Origin of the sequence: Streptomyces sp. NPDC006516 (assembly GCF_040611875.1) — a bacterium.
GTDB lineage: Bacteria > Actinomycetota > Actinomycetes > Streptomycetales > Streptomycetaceae > Streptomyces.
In genome coordinates, this window is record NZ_JBEXPD010000002.1 from 905,330 (window position 1) to 925,368 (window position 20,039).

Genomic DNA, 20,039 nt, shown 5'->3' on the forward strand with positions numbered 1-20,039 from the left:
TGGTGCGACGATGGTATTTATGGGGGACAGGGCAACTCTGTTGGAGACAGGGCGGTTTGTGCAGCGACGCGTTCGAACGACGGAAAGAGTGGAAGATGCGGTATTCGCCGCTGCCGTCGCCGACGCCGCTGACACCGTCGAGCGCGCGCGAGAGGCCGCTGCCGTCGTCGTGGAGACCGCCGGCACGGCGACGGACGACGCGGCAGCGACCGGCTCCTCGGGGAGCACGGACACCACGGACACCCCGGATCACGCCGACGAGACCGAGGCGCGGCACAGGCGCGCCGCGGAGGCCGGGGACACGGCCTCGATGAGCGTCCTCGGCGCTCTGCTGCTGCGCCGGGGCGACCTGGACGGCGCCGAGGCCCACCTGCGTGCGGCCACCGCCGACGGCGACCGTGCCGCCGCCAACAACCTCGGTGTGCTCCTGCACCAGCGGGGATACGCGGACGAGGCGGCGGGCTGGTGGCGCATCGCCGCCGTCGCGGGCTCCGCCGCCGCGGCGCACGCCCTGGGCCGTCACCTCCGCGAGCGGGGCGACGAGCCCGGAGCCGAGTACTGGCTGCGCCAGTCCGCCGAGCAGGGGCACGCGCTGGGCGCGTACGCCCTGGCCGACCTGCTGGAACACCGGGGCGACGTCGGCGCGGAGCGCTGGCTGCGCGCTGCCGCGGAACAGGGCCACCGGGAGGCGGCGTACCGCCTCGCGCGGGCGATCGAACGCAACGCCGTCGGTGACGCGCATGACGCCTTCGGCCTGGGACGTGTGGCTGACGGCCCTCGTGGACTGGCCGCCGGTGCGCCCGCGAAGCGCGACAGCCCCGTGGCGGGGCCGAACGCCGGACGCGTGGGGGAGGCCGAGCAGTGGTACCGCCAGGCCGCGGCGCGCGGGCACCGTCGTGCCGCGCTGCACCTCGGCGCCATCCTCGAACAGCGGGGTGAGCTGAAGGAGGCCGGCCGCTGGTACCTCACGGCCGCGAAGGAGGGCGAGCCGCGCGCCGCGTGCGCACTCGGATTCCTGCTGCGCGACGCCGGCGACGAGGAGAGCGCGGCCGTGTGGTGGCTTCGCGCTGCCCAGGACGGTGACGGCAACGCCGCGAACGCGCTGGGCGCGCTGCACGCCGCCAGGGGCGAGCAGCAGACGGCCGAGCGCTGGTACCGCGCCGCCATGGACGCGGGCGACGTGAACGGCGCCTACAACCTCGGTCTGCTCTGCGCGGCCCAGGACCGGACCGCGCAGGCCGAGCAGTGGTACCGCAGGGCCGCCTACGCCGGCCACCGGGAGGCGGCGAACGCGCTGGCCGTGCTGCTGTTGCAGGCGGGGGACGCGACCGGGGCCGAGCCCTGGTTCTCCAAGGCGGCCGAGGCGGGCAGCGTCGACGCCGCCTTCAACCTCGGCATCCTGCACGCCGGCCGGGACGAGGACCGTACGGCGCTCGGCTGGTACGAGCGGGCGGCGGCGGCCGGGCACACCGACGCCGCGCTCCAGGTCGGCATGGCGCTGCTGCGGGACGGCGAGGAGCAGGAGGCCGAGCGTCATCTGCGCTGTGCCGCGGGCGGCGGAAGCGCGGAGGCCGCCTTCCGGCTGGCCGGCGTACTCGACCTGCGCCAGCCGCCACCGGGGCCTCCCGCGCTCGGGGAGCCGATGCCGGAGAAGACCGAGTGCGAGGAGTGGTACGAGCGAGCGGCCGAGCAGGGCCACCGCCGCGCCCAGGTCAGGGCCGGGATGCTGGCTGCCGCGCGCGGCGACATGGCGAGCGCGGCCCGCTGGTACCGCGAGGCCGCCGAGTCGGGCAGCCGCAACGGGGCCTTCAACCTCGGCCTGCTGCTCGCCCGGGAGGGCAGCGAGCGCGAGGCGGCTCTGTGGTGGAGCCGCGCCGCCAACGACGGGCACGGCCGGGCCGCCCTGCGGCTCGCGCTGCTGGCCGCCCGCCGAGGCGAGCTCGCCGAGGGGCAGCGCTGGTGCGCCCGTGCGGTCGAGCTGGGGCCGGCGGAGGTGGCCGAGCGGGCGGCGCGGCTGCTGGAGGCGCTGCACCAGGAGCTCACCGCCTGACCTGGCGCGGTGCGGCACGTGGGGCGTGGGTGCGGACGAGGTGGGTTCGCGCGGCGTCCGGGGCGTACGGGGCCCAGGGGTTCGCGCGGGTGTCCGGGGAATGAATTTGCTCCGGTCGGTAGGGGTGCCGTAGGGTTGCACTCACAACGACGCGGGGTGGAGCAGCTCGGTAGCTCGCTGGGCTCATAACCCAGAGGTCGCAGGTTCAAATCCTGTCCCCGCTACTGAAGACAGAGGCCCGGATCCTTCCAAGGATCCGGGCCTCTGTCGTATGCCCACGGATAGGGCGCGGGCGGGCAGCGCGCGGGTATGTGAGTACGGCGGTGCGGCCACGCGCCGAGGTTCACACCGCTGCCGCTGCCCCGTGACGGGTGGGGACGGCGGCGCGCCGCCGTCAGGCCCGTACCGACGGCCCGGGCGCAGATGCGGTCTCAGTCGCTGCGGTCGGTCTCAGGCCGTGGCGGCGCAGTTGGGGCAGATGCCCCGGTAGGTCACTTCGACCTCCGAGACCGTGAAGCCGAAACGCTCCTCGGCCGGCAGGTCGGCGAGCGGGTTGCCGGACGGGTGCACGTCCCGGATCGCCCCGCAGCGGCCGCACACCAAGTGGTGGTGGGGCCGATGGGCGTTCGGGTCGTAGCGCTTGGCCCGGCGGTCGGTGGTCACCTCGATGACCTCCCCGAGGGACACCATCTCGCCCAGCGTGTTGTACACCGTGGCGCGGGAGATCTCGGGGAGCCGGTCCACAGCTCTCGCGTGGACCTCGTCCGCCGTCAGATGCACATGGTCCCCTTCGAGAACCTCGGCCACGACGCGCCGCTGTGCCGTCATGCGCCAGCCGCGTCCACGAAGTCGTTCCAGGAGGTCACTCATGAGCACCAGCCTAACAGTGGAGCGGCCAAGTCCCGAGTAGGTGTGACTTTAGATGGCAGCTTGACTTGGACAAAGTCCATTGTAGGATCGGTGACGGGTTTGGCCAAGGACAGGCTAGGGCCGAGGACAGCTGTGCAGGGACCGACGCTGTGCAGGACATGACGCAGGAGGCGCGCGTGACTCAGGGACCGCTCACCACGGAGGCCGGCGCTCCGGTTGCCGACAATCAGAACAGCGAGACCGCTGGCCCGGGTGGACCGGTTCTCGTTCAGGACCAGGCGCTGCTGGAGAAGCTCGCCCACTTCAACCGCGAGCGCATCCCGGAGCGTGTCGTGCACGCCCGTGGCGCGGGTGCGTACGGCACCTTCACGCTGACCCGGGACGTCTCGCAGTGGACCCGTGCGAAGTTCCTCTCGGAGGTCGGCAAGCAGACCGAGACCTTCCTGCGCTTCTCCACCGTCGCGGGCAACCTCGGTTCCGCAGACGCGGTGCGTGACCCCCGCGGGTGGGCGCTGAAGTTCTACACCGAAGAGGGCAACTACGACCTCGTCGGCAACAACACCCCGGTGTTCTTCATCAGGGACGCCATCAAGTTCCCCGACTTCATCCACACCCAGAAGCGCGACCCGTACACCGGCTCGCAGGAGGCGGACAACGTCTGGGACTTCTGGGGCCTGTCTCCCGAGTCGACGCATCAGGTGACCTGGCTCTTCGGTGACCGTGGCATTCCGGCCTCGTACCGTCACATGGACGGCTTCGGATCGCACACGTTCCAGTGGAACAACGAGGCCGGCGAGGTCTTCTGGGTCAAGTACCACTTCAAGACCGACCAGGGCATCAAGAACCTCACCACCGAGGAGGCCGTCCGTCTCTCCGGTGTCGACCCCGACAGCCACCAGCGCGACCTGCGTGAGTCCATCGAGCGCGGCGACTTCCCGTCCTGGACGGTGCAGGTCCAGATCATGCCGGCGGCAGAGGCGGCCACCTACCGCTTCAACCCGTTCGACCTGACCAAGGTGTGGCCGCACGCGGACTACCCGCCGATCGAGATCGGCAAGCTGGAGCTCAACCGCAACCCGGAGAACGTCTTCGCCGAGGTCGAGCAGTCGATCTTCAGCCCGGCGCACTTCGTCCCCGGTATCGGTCCGTCCCCGGACAAGATGCTCCAGGGCCGCCTCTTCGCGTACGGCGACGCCCACCGCTACCGCGTCGGCATCAACGCCGACCACCTGCCGGTGAACCGTCCGCACGCCACCGAGGCGCGCACCAACAGCCGCGACGGTTACCTCTACGACGGCCGCCACAAGGGCACGAAGAACTACGAGCCGAACAGCTTCGGCGGCCCGGCCCAGACGGGCCGGCCGCTCTGGGAGCCCGTCCCCGTCACGGGCGGCACGGGTAACCACGAGACGCCGCGGCACGCCGAGGACGACGACTTCGTGCAGGCGGGCAACCTCTACCGGCTGCTCTCCGAGGACGAGAAGGGCCGGCTGATCGACAACCTCGCCGGATTCATCTCCAAGGTCTCGCGCGACGACATCGCCGAGCGCGCGATCAACAACTTCCGTCAGGCTGACGGAGACTTCGGCAAGCGGCTGGAAGCCGCGGTCCAGGCCCTGCGCGGCTGATACGGACGCTTGTCGTCGGCTGCGGGCCGGAACCCCTTGACTCAGGGGGGTCCGGCCCGCGGTCGTGTCCGGACCCGCGCGGGCCCGGGCGCGGAAGGTGGCGTCGCCCGGACGCCCTCTCAGACCGCCATTCCGGCCGGCCGCCGCCTGGCGGGCACCCAGCACCGGATGATGTCGCGCACCGACACGACGCCGACGGGCCCGTCGGCGTCCAGCACGATCAGATGCCGGAAGCCACCATGGGTCATGGCCTCCGCGGCCTCCTCCAGCGTCCAGACGGGCGAGGCGAAGACGACGTCGGTGGTGGTGTGGGTGGCGGCGGTCTCGGCATCGGGGTCCAGCCCCGCCCCGACCGCGTCGAGGATGTCGCGCTCGGTGATGATCCCGAGTCCGCAGGTGTCCGAGTCGTGGACCACAGCTGCTCCGACACGCCGGGCCGACATCAGCCGGGCCGCCTGGCGGAGCGTATGGGCCGGGCCGATGGTGAGGACCAGCGTGCTCATGGCGTCGCGGACGAGCATGAAGAGAGCCACCTCCTTCGAGGAGTGACCTGCGAAGCGGCCCTCGTGAGCGGATTCACAAGTTCACAAGTGGGGGGACTCTCAGAGTGGCACCCCGGAGGGAACCCGACAAGGACCCGGGAACTCTCCAAAGGCCCGGCTGCCGGACAAGGACCCCGGCGCTCCCAGGGCGCCTTGCCGGGTGCCGCCCCTAGTAGCGCTGGTTGAGATAGCCCAGCAGTTCGTCGTGCAGCAGACCGTTCGAGGCCGCCGCGTTGCCGCCCCCCGGGCCGGGGACCCCGTCCAGACCGGTGAACTGCCCGCCCGCCTCCTGGACGATGATCGCGTTCGCCGCCATGTCCCACAGGGACAGCTCCGGTTCCGCGCAGATGTCCACCGAACCCTCGGCGACCATCATGTACGGCCAGAAGTCGCCGTATCCCCGGGTGCGCCAGCAGGCCCGCGTGAGATCCATGAAGCCGTCGAGCCGGCCCTGCTCCTCCCAGCCGGTCAGCGAGGAGTACGCGAACGACGAGTCCGCGATCCGCTCGACCTTCGACACGTGCAGCGGTGTCGCGGAGGTCAGGCTGCGGCCGGTGTAGGCGCCCGCGCCCTTCGCGGCCCACCAGCGGCGGTTCAGCGCCGGGGCAGACACGACGCCGACCACCGGCTGGAAGCCGTTCTCGCCCGCTTCCATCAGGGAGATCAGCGTGGCCCAGACCGGGACGCCCCGTACGTAGTTCTTCGTCCCGTCGATCGGGTCGACGACCCAGCGCCGCGGCCCCGTGCCCTCGACGCCGTACTCCTCGCCCAGGATGGCGTCACGCGGACGTGCCCGGTGCAGATGCCCACGGATCAGTTCCTCGGCGTGTTTGTCGGCCTCACTCACCGGGGTCATGTCCGGCTTGGTCTCGACCTTGAGGTCCAGAGCCTTGAACCGGTCCATCGTCGCCGCGTCGGCGGCGTCCGCCAGTACATGGGCAAGGCGCAGATCATCGTGGTAATCGGGCATGCCGTCACAGTATCCACAGCCACCCGGGCGGGCTACACGGCCCCGTGGCCGCCGGCGGCCGTTTCACGGCCCGCGAACCGCGAGGACCCTTGACAGCCCTCCGGAGCGCGTCAACTCTGAAGCGCAGACCCCAGGCGTGGGAGGCGACGATGCCTACGGCGCGTGAAGCTTTGCTGGACGCCGCGGAATCGGCGCTCGCCACCCTGCCGTGGACCGCCGTGCGCATGGTCGACGTGGCGGCGAGGGCGGGAGTCTCGCGGCAGACCCTCTACAACGAGTTCGGGAGCAAGGACGGCCTGGCGCGCGCCCTGATCCGGCGCGCGGCCGACGGTTACCTCGCCGGTGTGGAACAGGCGCTGCGCGCGGCCCGGTCGCGAGGGGACGAGCCGGCGGAGCTGGCCCGCTGGACGGTCCGGGCGGCCCGGGCGAACGCGCTGGTCAAGGCGCTGCTCACCGGCGTCTGGGGAGAGCGCTTACCCAGACCGGGCGCCGCCCGTGCCGGACGCCGCACGGGCCCGGCCGCCCCGGCCCCGCCCACGCCCGCGGAACTGCTCACGCTCGTACGGGACCGGGCCGTGGCCGCCATGGGGAGCGGGCCCGCGCCGCTGGACCGCGCGCAGCTGGAAGTGGCCTGCGAGACGGCGCTCCGGCTCGCGCTCTCGTACACGCTGGTGCCGGCGGTCCGCCGAAGTGCCGGGGCAGGTCAGTGCGAGGAGCCGGAGAGCTGGAGGCCGATCACTCCGACGATCACCAGCGAGATCGACACCAGCTTCAGCGTGGAGACCACGTCGTCGAGGAAGATCATCCCGTAGATGGCCGTACCCGCGGCTCCGATGCCCGTCCACACCGCGTAGGCGGGGCCGACGTCGAGCTTCTTGAGGGACAGCGTGAGCAGGCCGAAGCTTCCCAGCGCGAACACGCAGAAGGCGATGGTCGGCCAGAGGCGGGTGAATCCGTGGGAGAGCTTCAGGCACACGGCGAAGCCGGTCTCCAGCAGTCCGGCGACCACGACCAGCAACCACGCCATCGTCAGGTGCCTCCCACGTAGGTGACGGTTCGTCCGCTCGACGCGATTATGCCCTTACCGGGCCGGGGAACTCGCAAACGTGCGCGAGTCGGGCAGTCGGGCGTCGGCGGCCTGCGGCTCCGGGGCCGCCAGGCGTCCCGCGCCCGGGGCCTCAGTCGCCCTCGCGACGCTCCCGGGTGGACAGGAGCCTGCGCAGCGAGTCGAGCCGTGCCGGATCGGCGTGCCCCTCCGCGACCCAGGCGTCCAGGGCGCACTCCGTCTCCTGGCTGTCGTGGGTGCAGCCGCGCGGGCAGTTCTCGGTGCCCGGCTGGAGATCGGGGAAGGCGTTGATGACCCGGGAGGGATCGACGTGGTGCAGGCCGAACGAGCGCACACCCGGGGTGTCGACCACCCAGCCGCGGCCGTCCGGGAGCGGGAGCGCCAGGGCCGAGGTCGTGGTGTGCCTGCCACGCCCCGTGACGGCGTTGACCACCCCGGTCGTCCGCCGGCGGTCCGCGGGAACCAGGGCGTTGACCAGCGTCGTCTTGCCGACCCCGGAATGCCCGACGAACGCCGTCACCCGGTCGTTCAGCAGCTCGCGCACCCGGTCGGCGGCGTCGCCGTTCTCCAGCTCCTCGCGGCTGGTCACGATGTACGGGACCCCGAGGGGGGTGTACGCCTCCAGGAGCTTGTCCGCCGAGGCCAGATCCGACTTGGTCAGCACCAGGAGCGGGGTGAGCCCGCCGTCGTAGGCCGCCACCAGGCAGCGGTCGATCATGCGCGGGCGGGGCTCCGGATCGGCGAGCGCGGTGACGATCGCCAGCTGGTCGGCGTTGGCGACGACCACCCGCTCGAACGGATCGTCGTCATCCGCCGTGCGCCGCAGCACCGAGGTGCGGGCGCCGATCCGCACGATGCGCGCCAGGGTGTCCTTGGCGCCGGACAGGTCGCCCACGAGGGAGACCCGGTCACCGACCACCGCGGCCTTGCGGCCCAGCTCGCGGGCCTTCATGGCCGTCACCGTGCGGTCCTCGACCAGGCAGGTCAGCCTGCCCCTGTCGACGGTGAGGACCATGCCGTCCTGGGCGTCCTCGTGCTTGGGGCGGGTGTGCGTACGCGGCCGGTTGCCCTTGGGGTTGGGGCGTACGCGGATGTCGTCCTCGTCGGGGTTCTTCCCGTAGCGGCGCATGTCCTCAGACCTCGCGCCGGTCCGCGGACACGCCGAGCGCTCCAGGCGACACCCCTACGGCGCCGGAGGGTTCCCCGAGCATGCCGGTCCACATGTCCGGGAAGTCCGGCAGGGTCTTGGCCGTCGTACCGACGTTCTCGATCTCAACCCCTGCCACGGCGAGGCCGATGATCGCGCCCGCCGTCGCCATCCGGTGGTCGTCGTACGTGTGGAAGGTGCCGCCGTGCAGCGGGCGGGGCACGATCCGCAGGCCGTCGGCGGTTTCCGTGACATCACCGCCGAGACCGTTGATCTCGTTGGTCAGCGCCGCGAGCCGGTCCGTCTCGTGCAGCCGCAGATGGGCGACGCCGCTGAGCGTGGAGGGGGAGTCCGCGAGAGCGGCGAGGGCCGCGATGCCCGGCGTCAGCTCACCGGCCTCGCTCAGGTCGACGTCGATGCCGTGGATCCGGCCGGAGCCCGTGAAGGTGAGGCCCCGCTCGGTCAGCTCGTACGTGCCACCCATTTCGGTGAAGATCTCCCGCAGCATGTCACCCGGCTGGGTGGTCCGCAGTGGCCAGTCCGGGACGGTGACCCGGCCACCGGTCACCAGCGCGGCGGCCAGGAACGGCTGGGCGTTCGAGAGATCCGGCTCGACGGTCAGGTCACGGCCGAGCAGCGCGGAGGGGGAGACCCGCCAGACATCGGGCTCGCCGCCCGACTCGGGCTCGTCGACCTGCGCGCCGACCGAGCGCAGCATGTCGACGGTCATGCGGATGTGCGGCATGGAGGGCAGCGCCGAGCCGGTGTGGCGCACCTCCACGCCCTGGTTGAAGCGGGGGGCGGACAGCAGCAGCGCCGAGACGAACTGGGAGGACGAGGAGGCGTCGATGGCCACCGGTCCGCCGTCCAGCGCGCCCGCGCCGTGCACGGTCAGGGGCAGCGCGCCCCGGCCGTCGTCGTCGATCCGGGCGCCCAGCGCCTTCAGCGCGTCGATCACGCCGTGCAGCGGCCGCTCGTAGGACCGGGGATCCCCGTCGAAGTGGACGGGCCCGTCGGCGAGGCAGGCCACGGGCGGCAGGAAGCGCATGACCGTGCCCGCGTTGCCGACGTCCACCTTGGCCGGGCCGTGGAGACCGGCCGGGATCACCCGCCAGGCCTCGCCCGAGCCGTCCGGGCCGACGCCCTCCTCGATGCCGACGCCCATCGCGCGCAGGGCCTGGGCCATCAGCAGGGTGTCGCGGGAGCGCAGCGGGCGGCGCAGCCAGCCCGGCTCGGAGGAGAGTGAGGCGAGGACGAGGGCGCGGTTGGTGACCGACTTCGAACCGGGCACGGTGACGGTCGCGTCGACGGCCCCGGTCGCACGGGGGGCGGGCCAGAGGGCGGGGTGCACGGAACTCTCGGTCATGCCCCTCACTTTAGTGGCTCGCCGCAATCCCAGTTCCCGATCAAATCGGATGAAACCAGGGCGTAACGCAAGGGTGGTACAGGGCCTGCGCCCAGCCTCTCCCGCTCCCGGGCCCTCAGAGCCCCAGCAGCCAGCGTCCGCCGCCGATGAGCGAACAGAGCGACACCGCGTGGAAGAGGAACAGCCACATCGCGGCCGGAGCGTGTGTCAGCCGGGCGAGCTGGTCGGCATCGGAGTCGGGGGCGCCGCCGTACCTGCGCTTGGACTGGAGCTCGAACGCCGGACGCACACCGCCGAGCAGCAGGAACCAGACCACCGTGTACGCGAACGCGGACTGTACGTCGGCCGAGGTCAGCCACGACACCAGGAGGAAGGTCGTGCCCGTGAGGATGACCGTCAGCGCGCCGTACAGGTTGCGGATCATCACGAGCATCACCGCCAGGAGCGCGGTCGCCAGCCACAGGAGCAGGGTGATCCGGCCGTTGGTCAGCAGCCAGGCGCCGCCCAGGCCGAGCAGCGGGGGCGCCGTGTAGCCCGCCGCGGCGGTGAGGATCATGCCGATACCGGTGGGCTTGCCACGGCTGACGGTGAGGCCGCTGGTGTCCGAGTGCAGCCTGATGCCGGAGAGCTGCCGCCCGGTGAGCAGGGCGACGAGGCCGTGGCCGCCCTCGTGCGCGATGGTGATCGCGTTGCGCGAGAGGCGCCATATGAGGTTCGGGACGACGGCGACCAGCGCCGCCGTGGCGGTGACGACCACCAGCCACTGCTCGGGAGCGGGCTGGGTGCCGAAGACGCGATCCCACAGATCGCCCAGTTCGGTGCTGTCCATGGTGCGGGCGGCTCCTCGATGTGGTTGAGGGATCGGCGTCCACTCGGCCGGCGGGTCGTGGCAGTCTGGCACTTATGTGCGGACGGTATGCGGCGAGTCGGCGGCCAGAGGATCTGACCGGGCTCTTCGGCGTGGAGAAGTGGGAACCCACCGAGACTCTGGAGCCCGACTGGAACGTGGCGCCGACCAAGGAGGTCTACGCGGTTCTGGACCGTCCTGTGAAGGACGCAGACGACCCGCGTCCGGTTCGCCAGCTGCGCGCTCTGAAGTGGGGACTCGTCCCGTCCTGGTCGAAGTCGCCGGAAGGCGGCGCCCGCATGATCAACGCCCGCGCGGAGACGGTCCACGAGAAGCCGTCCTTCCGCCGCCCCTTCGTCTCCCGGCGCTGCATCCTGCCCGCCGACGGCTACTACGAGTGGGTCACCGGGGCCGACGAGCGGCAGCTGGAGGAGAAGGGGAGGAAGAAGCGCCCCCGCAAGCAGCCCTACTTCGTCACCCCCGCCGACGGCTCCGTCTTCGCCATGGCGGGGCTGTACGAGTTCTGGCGGGACCGGACGCTTCCCGACGACCACCCGCAGGCCTGGTGGGTCACCTGCTCCGTGATCACCACCGAGGCGGAGACGACGCCGCTCGCCGTGGCCCCGGCCGAGGGGCCGTCCTCGCTCTCCGAGATCCACCCCCGGATGCCGCTGATGCTCACGCCGGACCGCTGGGACGCGTGGCTCGACCCCTCGCGCACGGACATCGACGAACTGAAGGGCCTGCTGGAGCCCCCGCCCGGCGGGCTGATGCGCGCCTATCCGGTGGCCACCGCCGTCAGCAACGTCCGCAACAACGGCCCCGAGCTCCTGGAGGAGCTGGCCGCGCCTGAGGTGGGCACGCTCTTCTGACCGGCAGGATGGGGCTGTGAGCCGTACTACAGGGACAGCGCAGCGGACCGAGACCGTCGGCACGGACGCCGGGGAGGCCAGGATCACCTGGCACCCCGCCGAGGGGGCCCGCCTGGTGCTCGCCGTCGGCCATGGGGCGGGAGGCGGCATCGAGGCCCGCGACCTCCGGGCGCTGGCCGCCGTCCTGCCGGAGCGCGGGGTGAGCGTCGCGCTGGTCGAACAGCCGTGGCGGGTCGCCGGGAAGAAGGTCGCGCCCGCACCCCGGACCCTGGACACCGGCTGGCGTGGCCTGTGGCCGGCGCTCACGGTCCCGGGCCTTCCCGTCGTTGCCGGGGGCCGCAGTGCGGGGGCCCGGGTGGCGTGCCGTACGGGCGCGGAGCTCGGCGCCCGCGCGGTGCTGGCCCTGAGCTTCCCGTTGCACCCGCCGGGCAGGCCGGAGAAGTCCAGGGCGGACGAGCTGCTCGGGGCCGCCCTGCCCACCCTCGTGGTCCAGGGAGGCCGCGACCCGTTCGGGCGCCCGGAGGAGTTCCCCCAGGGGCAGCACGGACTCGTCGAGGTGCCGCACGCCGATCACGGTTTCGCCGTACCGAAGAAGGCGCCGCTGACCGAGGATCAGGCGATGGAGCTGCTCATCGGAGCAGTGGCGTCATGGCTGGACGGACTCACCTGAGGGAGACGGCCGCTGGGCCGAGCAGCCGGCCACGCCCTCCTGGGACGGCCGTGCGGACGTCCGGAACCTCCTGGGACGGCCGTCCGGATCGAGACCGGAACGTAGTTCTCCTCACATCCGCCACGGCCCCGTGCCCCGGGAATGCGGCACGGGGGGCGGCTGTTGTCGGTGGTGTCGGTACAACAACGCCGTATGTCGAGAGGGAGTCCGTCGCATGGGTTCGACCATCTGCCCGAGCCGATCGAACGCCGCCGAGCTGGAGTGGACGGTGCTTCGCGCGGACAGGACCACCCCGGCGCGGGCCGCGGGCGGAGCCGGTCGTCAGCCCGCGCGGAAGCAAGGTCGACTATTCTCCGATGCGAGCGGGTCCGGTCTCGGTTCCGCCACATCGTTGGAGGAGGTGGGTCCGGTCACTGGGACCGACACAGGGACCGACGACGGGCGTGCGCAGGAGACGACTGCCGAGCGCAACGCGCGTTTCGAGCGGGACGCTCTCGGATATCTCGACCAGATGTACTCGGCCGCGCTGCGCATGACGCGCAACCCCGCCGACGCGGAGGACCTCGTCCAGGAGACGTACGCGAAGGCCTACGGCTCCTTCCACCAGTTCCGTGAGGGCACGAACCTCAAGGCGTGGATGTACCGCATCCTCACCAACACCTTCATCAACTCGTACCGTAAGAAGCAGCGCGAGCCCCAGCGGAGTGCCGCCGAGGAGATCGAGGACTGGCAGCTGGCACGGGCGGAGTCGCACATGTCGACCGGTCTGCGCTCGGCGGAGTCCCAGGCCCTCGACCACCTGCCGGACTCCGACGTGAAGTCCGCACTGCAGTCGATCCCCGAAGAGTTCCGCATCGCCGTGTATCTCGCCGACGTAGAGGGCTTTGCCTACAAGGAGATCGCGGACATCATGGGGACACCCATCGGTACGGTGATGTCCCGGCTGCACCGGGGACGCCGTCAGCTGCGCGGCATGCTGGAGGACTACGCGCGCGAGCGCGGACTCGTCCCGGCCGGAGCCGGTGAGTCGGACGACACGAAAGGCTCGGCCTCATGAGCTGCGGAGAGCCGCACGAGACGGATTGCTCAGAGGTTCTCGATCATCTCTACGAGTTTCTCGACCATGAGATGCCCGAGGGCGACTGCACCAAGTTCGAGGTGCACTTCGAGGAGTGCTCACCGTGCCTGGAGAAGTACGGCCTCGAGCAGGCCGTGAAGAAGCTGGTCAAGCGCTGCTGCGGGCAGGACGACGTCCCCGCCGATCTGCGCTCGAAGGTGATGGGACGGATCGACCTGATCCGTTCCGGCCAGGCGGTGCCCGGACAGGACGTGTCCCTGGGCGGGGCCGACCGGCCGGCCGCCGCCGCCGAGTGACGACGCACGCGACGGGCTGACCGACTGAGGGCCCGCCGGACCGAGGTCCGGCGGTGCGCCCGTGCCCGGCGGTGGGGCACGTCGTCGGCCGGAAGGCCCCGCGACGCGTCTCCTGTCACCCGAATGTGCTAATCCGAGGCGTTCGGAACCTCGCTGTCCCCCGACTCGCTAGCCTGGCGCCCTCCATTGACGAGGCTGGGGGCGGGCGGTACGGGTGAGGGGCACACCGGGAGCGGCGCGCGTCTACATCCTCTGTGTGGCGGTGTGCGCCGCACTCTGCGCTCTACCCGCGGTGTCCCCGGGGGCCGAGACCCCCTGGGGCACGCTCGGCCTGCTGGCCGCTCTCCATCTGGCCTGCGAACTTCTGGGCCGCTGCCGCCTCCTCGGCAGCTCCGTACCGATCGGTGCCGGATCGTTCTTCCCCCTGCTGCTCGCAGCCGCCTTCCTGCTCCCGCCGTCCGCTGCCGCCCTCGTCGCCGTACCCGGCGCGCTCGCGGGCCGGGTGGAGCGGCCGCCCGCCGCGGCGCGCCGGATCTGGCGGGCCGCGCAGCTCGCCCTGACCGTGGGGGCGGCGTCCTGGGCCTACGGGCTCCTGGGCGGGCCCGGCACGCTCGGCGGCACGGGCGGCGCCGAGCCAGACCTTCCGTACGCCCTCGTCCCGGCCTGTGCGGCGGCGCTCGTCTTCAGCCTCGTGCCGGCCGCCCTGGACGGCGGCATCCTCGCCACGGCCGAGCGGGTGGCCGTCCGGCACGCGTGGCGCGGGGCGGCGGCCGGCTCCCTTGGGCCGCACCTGGTGCACGCGCTCGCCGGGCTCATGATGGCCGTCCTCTGGCGCAGCTCGTACGGCCCGGTGTCGGCGCTGGTCGTCCTGCTGCCGATGTACATCAACTGCTGGGTGTTCGCCCAGTACCACCGGCGGCACGCCGCTCACCGCGCCACCATCAGGGCGCTCGTCCAGGCCGTCGACATCAAGGACGGGTACACCCGGGGACACAGCGAGCGAGTGGGACGCGCCTCCGAGCTGATCGCCCGTGAGCTGGGCATGGAGGAAAGCCGGATGGAAGCCCTCCGCTTCGCCGGGATCCTGCATGACGTCGGCAAGCTCGGCGTGCCGACACGCGTCCTGCGCAAGGACGGACCGCTGACCCCCGAGGAGCGGCGGGTGATCGAACTGCACCCGGAGTACGGGCACGAGATCGTCCGGGGCATCGGCTTCCTCGACGAGGCGCGCGCCGCGATCCTGCACCACCACGAACGGCTGGACGGCAGCGGTTACCCCTACGGCCTCGCGGGAGCGCAGATCCCCGAGTTCGCCCGGGTCGTCGCCGTCGCGGACGCCTTCGACGCCATGACCTCGACTCGCTCATACCGGCGGGGACGGCCGGTTCCGGTTGCCGTGGAAGAGCTCGAACGCTGCGCCGGAAGCCAGTTCGACCCCAGGATGGTGCGTGCCCTGGCGCGCGCCCTGGACCGGCACGGCTGGTCCGCCGAGGCCAACACGGTCACCTCGGAGGAGGAGCAGGCCGGCCTGCCGCACCAGAAGAGGGCCGGGGAGCCCACGGGAACCGCCGGCAGGCCCGGGGGGCCCCGGTGAAGCCCCGGAGCCCGGCGCCGGCCGCCCTCGTGGTCCGCGGCGCCGCCCTGCTGCTCGCCGTCGCGGCGCTCGGACACACCCTGTGGCACGGCGTCGCCGAACCGGGCCACGCGCTCGCCTTCGGCCTCCTGATCACTGTCGGTGAGCTGGCCCGCTGGGGAGCCCTGCCCGGTGAACGCGAGCCCGCGCCCCTGGGTGCGGCGGGCGCCCTCGCGTACGCGCTGCTCGGGCGCAGCGCCGGGGAGGCCACCACGCAGGGCGTCCTCCAGGTGGTCACCGTCGTCGTCGCGGCGCAGCTGCTCGCCTCCGTACCCCATGTCGCGCGGGGCAGCGGTCCGGGGCCCGACCAGCTGGCACGCCGCGTCCTGACCGTCGGCTTCGCGGCCGTGTGCTTCCAGCCCCTCCAGCAGTCCGGTCTCTCGGAGCGCTGGCTCGGGCAGGGGCCGCACGTCGCCCTCTTCCTGCTCCTCCTGCTGCTCCTCACCGCGCTGTGCGACGCCGTCCTCGCCGCCCTCACGGCGGGTACGGGCCGCCGGTACGGGCCGCAGCTCCGCGACGAGCTCCACGCGCTCAGCGGCATCGGCTCCGCCGTCTGCGCGACCGGGGTGGTGATGTCCCTCGGGGTGGCCGTGGCGGGGCTGTGGGCGCTGCCCGTGCTGTGCGTACCGCTGCTGCTCACCCAGGTGTCGTTCCGCCGTTACGCCGCCGTGCGTACGACCTACCGGCAGACCATCGCCTCGCTGGCCCGGTCCACGGAGATCGCCGGCTACACCCCGCACGGGCACGCCCGCAGGGTGGCCGACCTCTCCACCGCCGTGGGCCGTGAGCTGGGGCTGGCCGGCCCCGAGCTGACCGTCCTGGAGTACGCGGCGCTGATGCACGACATCGGCCAGCTCTCCCTCCTCGACCCGGTGGCCGACGGGGCCACCACAGTCCTCCCGGCCGCCGAGCAGCGCCGGATCGCGCTGCTCGGAGGGGCGGTGGTCCGCCAGACCGGAGTGGACCCCGCGGTCGCCGCAGTGGTGGAACAGCAGGCGGATCCGTACCGGGAACAGCAGACCGCCGCCAGGATCGTCCGTACGGTCAACGCGTACGACGACCTGTGCGGGGAAGGCGTCAAAGGGCCCTTGGGGGCTCTGGAGCAGCTCAGGCTCGGCACCGGCCGCGACTACCAGCCGCAGGTCGTCGAAGCCTTGGCCAGAGTCCTGGGGCGTGGTGGTCTGGCCCCGGTGCGGGCTGGGTAACCCATGGGTAATGAGCGAGCGTCCGGCCCGGCATGGTTGGATGCGAAGGAGAGCGGAAGACGAGGGTGTCCAGTCGGGACAGGCGGGAATCGTGAGGATCTTCGGGAAGGTACGGCATCGGCCATCCGCCTCTTGGCGGCAGGCCACGGACCGCGCGTTCACGCTGATCGGCGACGGCCGGTACGAGGACGCGGGGGCGCTGCTGACACGCGCGGCGGACCTGGAGCCCTGGCTCTCCGAGTCCTGGTTCAATCTCGCGCTGCTGCACAAGTTCAGGCACGACTGGGAGCAGGCGCGGGCCGCGGGTCTGCGGGCCGTCGCGCTGCTCGACCGGGAGTCCGGTGCTCCGGACTGGTGGAACGTCGGGATCGCCGCCACGGCGCTCCAGGACTGGCCACTGGCCCGCAGGGCCTGGCAGGCCTACGGGCTGAAGGTGCCGGGCAGCGGCCAGCACAACGCCGCGTCCAACAGCGAGCCCACGGGCATGGAGCTGGGGAGCGCGGCCGTGCGGCTCTCGCCGGAGGGCGAGGCCGAGGTCGTCTGGGGCCGCAGGCTCGATCCGGCGCGCATGGAGGTGCTGTCGATCCCGCTGCCGTCCTCGGGGCGCCGCTGGGGCGAGGTCGTCCTGCACGACGGTGTGCCCAACGGGGAGCGGATCACGGCGGCCGGGCCGTCCTACCCGGTCTTCGACGAGATCGAGCTCTGGGCCCCCTCTCCCGTGCCGACCTGGGTGGTGCTGCTGGAGGCGGCCACCGAGGCCGACCGGGACGCGTTGGAGCAGCTCGCCTCCGACGCCGGGTTCGCGGCGGAGGACTGGTCGTCCTCCGTGCGGCTGCTGTGCCGTGCCTGTTCGGAGAGCCGGATGGAGAGCGACGAGGGCGACGGTGAGCACCTGGACCCACACGACCACAGCGAACCGGGCCACCCCGGCCCCCTGGGGCATCGCACCGCGGGCGACCTGTGGGTGCCGGAGCGCGAGTGCGGGATAGCGGCCCCTGCCGCACTGGTGCGCGGGCTGCTGGACGGCTGGGTGGCGGACAGCCCCGACAGCCGCGAGTGGCGGGATCTGGAAGAAGTCTGCTGAGCGGTGCCCGTAGGCTGTACGGGCACCGATTCCGGTGCGGGTACTCACGGGTTCAGGTTTGCAGGAAGGCGTACGGCGGACATGTCGCAGCAGGAGACGGACCAGCAGGCCGGTGTGGACGACGAGGGATTCCTCGTGGACACCGAGGACTGCGAGGCGCGTGAGGCGGCGCACCGCGAGCGCGGGACCTCGCGCCCGATCACGGTGGTCGGCAACCCGGTGCTGCACAAGGAGTGCAGCGACGTCACGGAGTTCGGCGACGAGCTCGCCCAGCTGATCGACGACATGTTCGCCAGCCAGCGCACGGCCGAGGGCGTGGGCCTGGCCGCGAACCAGATCGGTGTGGACCTCAAGGTCTTCGTCTACGACTGCCCGGACGACGACGGGGTGCGGCACGTGGGTGCGATCTGCAACCCGGTCCTGGAGGACCTGGCCCCGGAGCAGCGCAACCTCGACGACTCCAACGAGGGCTGCCTCTCCGTGCCGACGGCCTACGCCTCGCTCGCCCGTCCCGACTACGCGGTGGTGCGCGGCCAGGACGCCCAGGGCAACCCGGTCAAGGTGCGGGGCAGCGGTTACTTCGCGCGCTGCCTCCAGCACGAGACGGACCACCTGTACGGCTACCTCTACATCGACCGGCTCTCGAAGCGGGACCGCAAGGACGCGCTGAAGCAGATGGCCGAGGGCACGCCGCGCTACGAGGTCGTCCCCAACGACTGACCCTTCGCGACGACTCCCGCGGATGAGGGGCTCCGCCGGCCCGGCGGAGCCCCTCATCCGTGTCCGGCCACGGTCGGCATGCGCGGCCCGCCCGTCTGCGGAGGATCGGCCGACCGGCGTTCTCCGGGGCGTAGTTGACGCGCGTCGACCCGTCCGCCAGGCTCACCCCTACACCGCAGAGCAAGTCCTCATCGTGCAGGGAGACCCCCCATGATCAGACGTACCGCACATCTGCTGCTCGGCCTTGTCATGACCATGGCTTTCGCCGTCGGCGGGGCCCTCGTCACCGCCGGCACCGCGCAGGCCGACGGCTGTTACACCTGGACCCGCACGCTCTCGCCGGGCGCCACGGGCAACGACGTCACCCAGCTCCAGATCCGGGTGGCCGGTTACCCGGGCTACAACTCCGTGCTCGCCATCGACGGCTCCTACGGCCCCGCCACCACGGCCGCGGTCAAGCGCTTCCAGTCCGCCTATGGCCTCGCCGCCGACGGTATCGCCGGACCGGCCACGCAGGCCAAGATCTACGCGCTACAGGACGACGACTGCACCCCCGTCAACTTCACGTATCCCGAGCTCAACCAGTGCAACAGCACCTGGGCGGGCGGAGCGGTCGCCGCGGGTACGGCCAAGGCCAACGCCCTGAGCAGCATGTGGAAGCTGCAGGCCCTGCGGCACGCCCTGGGGGACCAGCCGCTGCGGGTCACCAGCGGCTTCCGGTCGACCTCCTGCAACTCGGCGGTGGGCGGAGCGACGAACAGCCGCCACCTCTACGGTGACGCCGTCGACCTCGGCGCCGGGCCCCACTCGCTGTGCACCATCGCCCAGCAGGCCCGCAACCACGGGTTCAACGGGATCCTCGGCCCGGGCTATGCCGGGCACGGCGACCACATCCACGTGAACCAGGGACCGAGCCACTTCTGGTCGGCCTCGCAGTGCGGCATCTGACCGCACCCGTCCGGTAGCCCTGCCCCGCCGGGGGTGGTGACCACCCTCGGCGGAGCCCTGCCCTCAGGCCACTTCCACCAGGCCGGCCGGTCCCCGGAACGTCCGGCGGTACGCGTTCGGCGTCGTGCCGAGCGCCCGTACGAACTGATGGCGCAGCGCCGCCGCGTTGCCGAATCCGGTCCGGCCCGCGATCGTGTCCATGGTCTCGTCCGAGGTCTCCAGGAGGTGCTGCGCCAGCAGTACCCGCTGACGGAGCAGCCAGCGGTACGGCGTGGTGCCGGTCTCCTGCTGGAAGCGCCGGGCGAAGGTCCGGGGTGACATGTGGGTCTGGGCGGCCAACTGCTCGACGGTCAGCTCCTCGTCGAGATGGCGCTCCATCCAGGCGAGCGTCTCACCGACCGTGTCGCACCGCGTGGGCGGCAACGGGCGCTTGATGTACTGCGCCTGGCCGCCGTCCCGGTGCGGGGGCACCACCATGCGGCGCGCGAGGGTGTTCGCGACGGTCGGCCCGTACGCCTGGCGGACCAGGTGCAGGGCGGCGTCGATGCCCGCGGCCGTGCCCGCCGACGTGATGACCGGGCCCTCGTCCACGTAGAGCACGTCCGGCTCCACCCGGGCCTCGGGGAAGCGGCGGGCCAGCTCGTCGGCATGCCGCCAGTGGGTGGTGCAGCGGCGCCCGTCCAGCAGCCCGGCCGCGCCCAGGACGAAGGCGCCGGAGCAGACGCTCAGGACCCTTGCCCCGCGTTCCACCGCCCGGCGCAGTGCATCCAGGGCCTCCCGCGGGTACGTCCGCTCCGAGAAGCGGCCTCCTGAGGGCACGGCGATGAGCTCGGCCTCCTCCAGCCGGTCCAGCTCGCACAGCGCGCTGATGGAGAACCCGGCGTGGGTCCGCAGGGTCGGGCCCTCGGCGGACACGACGGCGAAGTCGTGGACGGGGAGCCCTTCCTCGGACCGGTCGAGACCGAACACCTCGCACAGGACGCCGAGTTCGAAGGGATGGACATCGTCGAGCAGCAGAACGGCGACATTCTTCAGCATGACGTCAGT

20 protein-coding genes and 1 tRNA gene are annotated in these 20,039 nt (G+C 72.0%); 13 read left to right on the forward strand and 8 right to left on the reverse strand.

All coding sequences use genetic code 11. From position 1 onward, the window contains the following. The first annotated feature begins 10 nt into the window (after nt 1-10). Both ABZY45_RS10305 and ABZY45_RS10310 read left to right on the forward strand, forming a co-directional pair. On the forward strand, nt 11-2,050 hold the full coding sequence (locus tag ABZY45_RS10305; RefSeq protein WP_356738093.1) for a sel1 repeat family protein: 2,040 nt from the start codon (nt 11-13) through the stop codon (nt 2,048-2,050). 150 nt (nt 2,051-2,200) lie between these two features. Then, nucleotides 2,201-2,274, forward strand: a tRNA-Met gene (locus ABZY45_RS10310). A gap of 226 nt (nt 2,275-2,500) precedes the next feature. Here the strand turns inward: ABZY45_RS10310 and ABZY45_RS10315 are convergent. Beyond that, nucleotides 2,501-2,920: a Fur family transcriptional regulator gene (locus ABZY45_RS10315; RefSeq protein WP_356738095.1), complete on the reverse strand. Its 420-nt coding sequence runs from the start codon at nt 2,918-2,920 to the stop codon at nt 2,501-2,503. Between the two features lie 176 nt (nt 2,921-3,096). Here ABZY45_RS10315 and ABZY45_RS10320 point away from each other — a divergent pair, with 176 nt between their 5' ends. Next, nucleotides 3,097-4,548, forward strand: coding sequence for a catalase (locus tag ABZY45_RS10320; RefSeq protein WP_356738097.1), 1,452 nt, complete (start codon nt 3,097-3,099; stop codon nt 4,546-4,548). Nucleotides 4,549-4,667: 119 nt separating this feature from the next. On the opposite strand, the gene ABZY45_RS10325 is transcribed toward ABZY45_RS10320, so the two are convergent. Both ABZY45_RS10325 and hisN read right to left on the reverse strand, forming a co-directional pair. Continuing rightward, nucleotides 4,668-5,069: a CBS domain-containing protein gene (locus ABZY45_RS10325; protein ID WP_356738770.1), complete on the reverse strand. Its 402-nt coding sequence runs from the start codon at nt 5,067-5,069 to the stop codon at nt 4,668-4,670. Nucleotides 5,070-5,259: 190 nt separating this feature from the next. Further along, nucleotides 5,260-6,060 carry a histidinol-phosphatase gene (gene hisN / locus ABZY45_RS10330; RefSeq protein WP_356738099.1) on the reverse strand — a complete coding sequence of 267 codons (801 nt, stop codon included), beginning with the start codon at nt 6,058-6,060 and terminating at the stop codon, nt 5,260-5,262. Nucleotides 6,061-6,209: 149 nt separating this feature from the next. On the opposite strand from hisN, the gene ABZY45_RS10335 reads away from it, so the two are divergent. Further along, a complete protein-coding gene (locus ABZY45_RS10335) occupies nt 6,210-6,872 on the forward strand; it encodes a TetR/AcrR family transcriptional regulator (RefSeq protein WP_356738101.1) in 663 nt (220 codons plus the stop codon). On the opposite strand, the gene ABZY45_RS10340 is transcribed toward ABZY45_RS10335, so the two are convergent. The 4 genes from ABZY45_RS10340 to ABZY45_RS10355 all read right to left on the reverse strand — a co-directional run bounded on the left by ABZY45_RS10340 (nt 6,764) and on the right by ABZY45_RS10355 (nt 10,468). Beyond that, nucleotides 6,764-7,087, reverse strand: coding sequence for a multidrug efflux SMR transporter (locus ABZY45_RS10340; protein ID WP_356738103.1), 324 nt, complete (start codon nt 7,085-7,087; stop codon nt 6,764-6,766). The genes ABZY45_RS10335 and ABZY45_RS10340 overlap by 109 nt on opposite strands. Before the next feature lie 151 nt (nt 7,088-7,238). Further along, the gene (rsgA, locus tag ABZY45_RS10345; RefSeq protein WP_356738105.1) at nt 7,239-8,255 is read right to left on the reverse strand and encodes a ribosome small subunit-dependent GTPase A; all 1,017 of its coding nucleotides are present in this window, start codon (nt 8,253-8,255) and stop codon (nt 7,239-7,241) included. A 4-nt stretch (nt 8,256-8,259) separates the two neighbouring features. Next, the gene (gene aroA / locus ABZY45_RS10350) at nt 8,260-9,639 is read right to left on the reverse strand and encodes a 3-phosphoshikimate 1-carboxyvinyltransferase (RefSeq protein WP_356738107.1); all 1,380 of its coding nucleotides are present in this window, start codon (nt 9,637-9,639) and stop codon (nt 8,260-8,262) included. A 115-nt stretch (nt 9,640-9,754) separates the two neighbouring features. Beyond that, nucleotides 9,755-10,468, reverse strand: a complete 714-nt coding sequence (locus ABZY45_RS10355) for a M50 family metallopeptidase (protein ID WP_356738109.1) — start codon at nt 10,466-10,468, stop codon at nt 9,755-9,757. 74 nt (nt 10,469-10,542) lie between these two features. On the opposite strand from ABZY45_RS10355, the gene ABZY45_RS10360 reads away from it, so the two are divergent. The 9 genes from ABZY45_RS10360 to ABZY45_RS10400 all read left to right on the forward strand — a co-directional run bounded on the left by ABZY45_RS10360 (nt 10,543) and on the right by ABZY45_RS10400 (nt 18,992). Next, entirely contained in the window at nt 10,543-11,358 is an 816-nt protein-coding gene (locus ABZY45_RS10360; protein ID WP_356738111.1) for an SOS response-associated peptidase, read from the forward strand. A gap of 16 nt (nt 11,359-11,374) precedes the next feature. Continuing rightward, nucleotides 11,375-12,028 (forward strand): alpha/beta family hydrolase, encoded by a 654-nt coding sequence (locus ABZY45_RS10365; protein WP_356738113.1) that lies wholly within the window; start codon nt 11,375-11,377, stop codon nt 12,026-12,028. A 400-nt stretch (nt 12,029-12,428) separates the two neighbouring features. Next, nucleotides 12,429-13,085: a sigma-70 family RNA polymerase sigma factor gene (locus ABZY45_RS10370; protein ID WP_187281824.1), complete on the forward strand. Its 657-nt coding sequence runs from the start codon at nt 12,429-12,431 to the stop codon at nt 13,083-13,085. Beyond that, nucleotides 13,082-13,402: a mycothiol system anti-sigma-R factor gene (gene rsrA / locus ABZY45_RS10375; protein ID WP_145803338.1), complete on the forward strand. Its 321-nt coding sequence runs from the start codon at nt 13,082-13,084 to the stop codon at nt 13,400-13,402. The genes ABZY45_RS10370 and rsrA overlap by 4 nt, the downstream gene beginning before the upstream one ends. 214 nt (nt 13,403-13,616) lie before the next feature. Beyond that, nucleotides 13,617-14,996, forward strand: coding sequence for an HD-GYP domain-containing protein (locus ABZY45_RS10380; RefSeq protein ID WP_356738116.1), 1,380 nt, complete (start codon nt 13,617-13,619; stop codon nt 14,994-14,996). Further along, the gene (locus tag ABZY45_RS10385; RefSeq protein WP_356738118.1) at nt 14,993-16,240 is read left to right on the forward strand and encodes a metal-dependent phosphohydrolase; all 1,248 of its coding nucleotides are present in this window, start codon (nt 14,993-14,995) and stop codon (nt 16,238-16,240) included. The genes ABZY45_RS10380 and ABZY45_RS10385 overlap by 4 nt, the downstream gene beginning before the upstream one ends. 91 nt (nt 16,241-16,331) lie before the next feature. Further along, nucleotides 16,332-17,324 carry a hypothetical protein gene (locus tag ABZY45_RS10390; RefSeq protein ID WP_145803332.1) on the forward strand — a complete coding sequence of 331 codons (993 nt, stop codon included), beginning with the start codon at nt 16,332-16,334 and terminating at the stop codon, nt 17,322-17,324. An 81-nt stretch (nt 17,325-17,405) separates the two neighbouring features. Beyond that, nucleotides 17,406-18,044, forward strand: a complete 639-nt coding sequence (gene def / locus ABZY45_RS10395; protein WP_356738120.1) for a peptide deformylase — start codon at nt 17,406-17,408, stop codon at nt 18,042-18,044. A 210-nt stretch (nt 18,045-18,254) separates the two neighbouring features. Beyond that, the gene (locus ABZY45_RS10400; RefSeq protein ID WP_356738122.1) at nt 18,255-18,992 is read left to right on the forward strand and encodes a D-Ala-D-Ala carboxypeptidase family metallohydrolase; all 738 of its coding nucleotides are present in this window, start codon (nt 18,255-18,257) and stop codon (nt 18,990-18,992) included. A gap of 63 nt (nt 18,993-19,055) precedes the next feature. On the opposite strand, the gene ABZY45_RS10405 is transcribed toward ABZY45_RS10400, so the two are convergent. Then, nucleotides 19,056-20,030: a helix-turn-helix domain-containing protein gene (locus tag ABZY45_RS10405; protein ID WP_356738124.1), complete on the reverse strand. Its 975-nt coding sequence runs from the start codon at nt 20,028-20,030 to the stop codon at nt 19,056-19,058. Between the last annotated feature and the right edge of the window lie 9 nt (nt 20,031-20,039).

What these genes read in the sequence shown, in the direction of transcription:
- ABZY45_RS10405 (WP_356738124.1), bottom strand. Translation starts at nt 20,030, where the DNA reads ATGCTGAAGAATGTCGCCGTTCTGCTGCTCGACGATGTCCATCCCTTC.
- ABZY45_RS10355 (WP_356738109.1), bottom strand. Translation starts at nt 10,468, where the DNA reads ATGGACAGCACCGAACTGGGCGATCTGTGGGATCGCGTCTTCGGCACC.
- ABZY45_RS10335 (WP_356738101.1), top strand. Translation starts at nt 6,210, where the DNA reads ATGCCTACGGCGCGTGAAGCTTTGCTGGACGCCGCGGAATCGGCGCTC.
- ABZY45_RS10325 (WP_356738770.1), bottom strand. Translation starts at nt 5,069, where the DNA reads ATGCTCGTCCGCGACGCCATGAGCACGCTGGTCCTCACCATCGGCCCG.
- ABZY45_RS10340 (WP_356738103.1), bottom strand. Translation starts at nt 7,087, where the DNA reads ATGGCGTGGTTGCTGGTCGTGGTCGCCGGACTGCTGGAGACCGGCTTC.
- aroA (WP_356738107.1), bottom strand. Translation starts at nt 9,639, where the DNA reads ATGACCGAGAGTTCCGTGCACCCCGCCCTCTGGCCCGCCCCCCGTGCG.
- def (WP_356738120.1), top strand. Translation starts at nt 17,406, where the DNA reads ATGTCGCAGCAGGAGACGGACCAGCAGGCCGGTGTGGACGACGAGGGA.
- rsgA (WP_356738105.1), bottom strand. Translation starts at nt 8,255, where the DNA reads ATGCGCCGCTACGGGAAGAACCCCGACGAGGACGACATCCGCGTACGC.
- rsrA (WP_145803338.1), top strand. Translation starts at nt 13,082, where the DNA reads ATGAGCTGCGGAGAGCCGCACGAGACGGATTGCTCAGAGGTTCTCGAT.
- ABZY45_RS10315 (WP_356738095.1), bottom strand. Translation starts at nt 2,920, where the DNA reads ATGAGTGACCTCCTGGAACGACTTCGTGGACGCGGCTGGCGCATGACG.
- ABZY45_RS10400 (WP_356738122.1), top strand. Translation starts at nt 18,255, where the DNA reads ATGATCAGACGTACCGCACATCTGCTGCTCGGCCTTGTCATGACCATG.
- hisN (WP_356738099.1), bottom strand. Translation starts at nt 6,060, where the DNA reads ATGCCCGATTACCACGATGATCTGCGCCTTGCCCATGTACTGGCGGAC.
- ABZY45_RS10305 (WP_356738093.1), top strand. Translation starts at nt 11, where the DNA reads ATGGTATTTATGGGGGACAGGGCAACTCTGTTGGAGACAGGGCGGTTT.
- ABZY45_RS10360 (WP_356738111.1), top strand. Translation starts at nt 10,543, where the DNA reads ATGTGCGGACGGTATGCGGCGAGTCGGCGGCCAGAGGATCTGACCGGG.